This window comes from Janthinobacterium sp. BHSEK (genome assembly GCF_056174685.1).
In genome coordinates this window covers 1-3,219 of sequence record NZ_JBWBYV010000140.1, presented here as the reverse complement: position 1 = coordinate 3,219, position 3,219 = coordinate 1, and the positions used below count along the sequence as shown (strand labels likewise).

The 3,219-nt window shown below is 71.1% G+C and carries 3 protein-coding genes; all 3 read left to right on the top strand.

Annotated elements, in window-relative coordinates; translation table 11 throughout:
- On the top strand, nt 1-676 hold a 676-nt coding region (locus AC0V2Y_RS27565), incomplete at its 5' end, for an ABC transporter permease (protein WP_475418421.1).
- Complete coding sequence (locus AC0V2Y_RS27560; RefSeq protein WP_475413930.1) at nt 670-2,280, top strand: ABC transporter ATP-binding protein; 1,611 nt, start codon at nt 670-672, stop codon at nt 2,278-2,280. The genes AC0V2Y_RS27565 and AC0V2Y_RS27560, both read left to right, overlap by 7 nt.
- 108 nt (nt 2,281-2,388) lie before the next feature.
- Nucleotides 2,389-3,219, top strand: an 831-nt coding sequence (locus tag AC0V2Y_RS27555; RefSeq protein WP_475413929.1) for an IS1595 family transposase, incomplete at its 3' end; no start/stop codon positions are given.

Here is a 3,219-nt window from a genome sequence, read left to right as displayed (position 1 = left end):
GGCGCCGCCGGACGGCATGCACTGGCTGGGCACCGATGACCTGGGCCGCGACGTCCTGCGGCGCCTGGCGGCCGCCGCGCTGCCCACCCTGGGCATCGGCGTGGCCGTGAGCGCCGCCAGCATCGCGCTGGCGGTGCTGCTGGCGCTGGCGGGCCTGGCCTGGCCCGCCGCCGATGCGCTCGTGCTGCGGTTGGCCGACCTGTTCGGCGCCTTGCCGTCCACCCTGGTCTTCATCGTCATCGCCTCGGCCATGCAGCCCGGTGCGCCGGCCCTGGTGGCGATGCTGGCGGCATTCGGCTGGGATGCCGAATTTCGCGCGCTGCGCCTGCGCTTGCGCCAGGTATGGCGCCAGGAGAGCCTGGATGCGGCGCGCCTGGCGGAGGCATCGGGCATCTACCTGCTGCGGCGCCACGTATGGCCGGCCATGGCGGGACTGCTGGCCGTGCAGGCCGTCGCCCTGGTGCGCCGCGCCGTGTTCCACTATGCGGGCCTGGCCTTCCTCGGCCTGGCCGATCCGCGCACCCCGACCTGGGGCGGCATGCTCAATGAAGCCATGCCCTATCTTGCCCATCCCGACGCGCGCGCCTGGATCCTGGCGGCGTGGCTGTGCCTGGCCATGCTGCTGATCGCGCTGGCGCTGCTGGGCCAGGGCCTCGACGAGGGCGCGCGATGCTAGCGGCGGCAGGATTCTGCGTCGAGGCGGATGGCCGCCAGCTGCTGCGCCAATTGCACTTCCAGACGCGCCCCGGCGTGCCGCTGGCGATCATCGGCGAATCGGGCGCCGGCAAGAGCACCCTGGCGCGCGCCTTGCTCGGCCTGGCGCCGGGGCACTGCAGCGGCAGCTTGCGCGCCGGCGGCATGCAGCTGGCGGATGCGGACGAAACGGCGCTGCGGCGCTGGCGCGGCCGCCAGGCGGGCCTGGTGCCGCAAGACGTGCACGACGCCCTCAATCCCCAGCACACCTTGCTGGCCCAGGTGGCGGCGCCTTTGCGGCGGCATCTGGGCATGCGGCGCGGGCCGGCCGAACAGGCGGCCGGCGTCTTGCTCGTTTCGCTGGGGCTGCCGGAAATCCTGCACCGTCGCTATCCGGCCCAATGCAGCGGCGGCCAGCTGCAGCGCGTGCTGCTGGCGGCGGCGCTGGCGCCCGCGCCGGCACTGCTGGTGCTGGACGAGCCGACGTCCGCGCTCGATCCCGCCGCCAGCGCGCTGGTGCTCGGGCGCCTGCGCGCCGAAGCGGCGCAGCGCCAGCTGGTGGTGGTGACGCACGACCTGGAACTGGCGCGCGCACTCGATGGCGACGTGCTGGTGCTGTATGGCGGCTGCGCCGTGGAAACGGGGCCGGCCGCATCGGTGCTGGCGTCGCCGCGCCATCCGTATACGCGCGGCCTCTTGCGCGCCTGGCCGCGCGAGAACGGCAAGGACTTGCAGGGCATCGCCGGCACGCACGAGGAAAACGCGCGCGGCTGCGCCTTCGCCAGCCGCTGCAGCCAGCGCATCGGGCGCTGCGGCGAGGAAGCGCCGGCGCTCGACGCCACGGGCGTGGCCTGCCTGCGCGGCGGCATCGTCACCGTGCTGTCGGCGCGCGGCGTGCACAAGCGCCTGGGCGGGCAAGCGGTATTGGCGGGCGTGGACCTGGAGGTGCAGTCGGGCGAAACGGTGGTCATCGTGGGCGCCTCCGGCGCGGGCAAGTCGACCCTGGCGCGCATCCTCGTCGGCCTGCAGCAGGCCGATGCGGGCAGCGTGGACACGCCGGCGCGCGAGGCGGGCGGCGCGGCGGCGGGCATCGCCTACGTGCCGCAGCATGCGGGCGCCTCGGTGGCCAGCCACTTCACCGTGTTCGAGGCGGTGGCCGAGCCGCTCGTCATCGCGGCTCGCGGCAGCGTGGACGCCTGCCGCGCGGCGGCGCTGCGGGCGCTGGCCGACGTGCGCCTGCCGGCCACGCCGGCATTCCTGGCGCGCCGGGCGCGCAGCCTGAGCGGTGGGGAATTGCAGCGCCTGGCCATCGCGCGGGCGCTGATCGGCGATCCGGCCGTGCTGGTGGCCGATGAACCGACCGCCGCGCTGGACGCCTCGGTGCAGGCGAAGGTGCTGCGGCTGCTGCTCGACGTGCAGGAGGCGCGCGGCCTGGCCCTGCTGCTGATCACGCACAATCTGCCCATCGCCCGTCACGTGGCGGACCGCATCGTGCGGCTGGAAGAGGGCCGCTGCACGGCAGAGGCCTCAGGGTCGCCGGCCGGCCCGGAAGGCGCCGCGCCGGCGCTCTGGATGCGCCTGGCCTAAGTAACCCCCAATAAATTATGGCTCTGTTCCCGCTAAGTAGGGGAAGTCCGGGAATCTTCCTGTATCCCTGCTGTCTGACTGTACATCGCAGACAAACGGGAGCCTTCCATGCAGACCGGCCAATGGAAAACCTTCATCGCCCAGTTCGCCGCACTGAACCGTCGCCAGCGCCTGGCGGGTATCGCTCTGCTGCGAGGAAGCGCACCGCAGGACGCTGCCGCGGTACTCGTCGAAAACGTGGCCCGGCAGCGATTGCACTGTCCTGCCTGCAAGAGCAATCATGCTCACCGGCATGGCCATGCGCACGGACTGCAGCGCTACCGTTGCGTGCCGTGCGGGCGCACCTTCAATGCGCTCACCGGCACGCCGCTGGCGCGCTTGCGCCATAAATCACTGTGGCTCGATTACGCAGATTGCCTGCTGGCATCCGATTCCGTGCGCAAGGCAGCGTTACAGCTGGGCGTGCACCGCAACACCACCTTTCGCTGGCGCCACCGGTTTTTATCGTTGGCAAAAACGGACCGACCGCATTGCCTGCATGGCATTGCCGAAGCGGACGAACTGTATGTGCTCGAATCGGAAAAGGGAGCGCGGCATCTGACCCGTCCGGCGCGCCGCCGGGGCGGTCATGCCAGCCAACGTGGTATTTCCGATGAGCAGGTCTGCATCCTGGTGGCGCGCGACCGCACGGGGCAGACACTCGATTTCGTCACGGGAAAAGGAGCGCTGACGCAGGCGCAGGTGCGCCATTATTTGTTGCCCATGATCGACAAGGATATCCTGTTGCTCACCGATGGCCATGCCGCCTACCGGGCTTTTGCAAAGGAGGCGGGGATCAGCCACGAGGCCGTCAATTTGCGCGCAGGCATCCGGGTGCAGGGCGCCGTGCATGTGCAGCACGTCAATGCCTATCACAGCCGCCTGCGGGAATGGCTACGC

Coding starts and splice junctions, on each gene's coding strand:
- AC0V2Y_RS27560 (WP_475413930.1), top strand. CDS start 670: ATGCTAGCGGCGGCAGGATTCTGCGTCGAGGCGGATGGCCGCCAGCTG.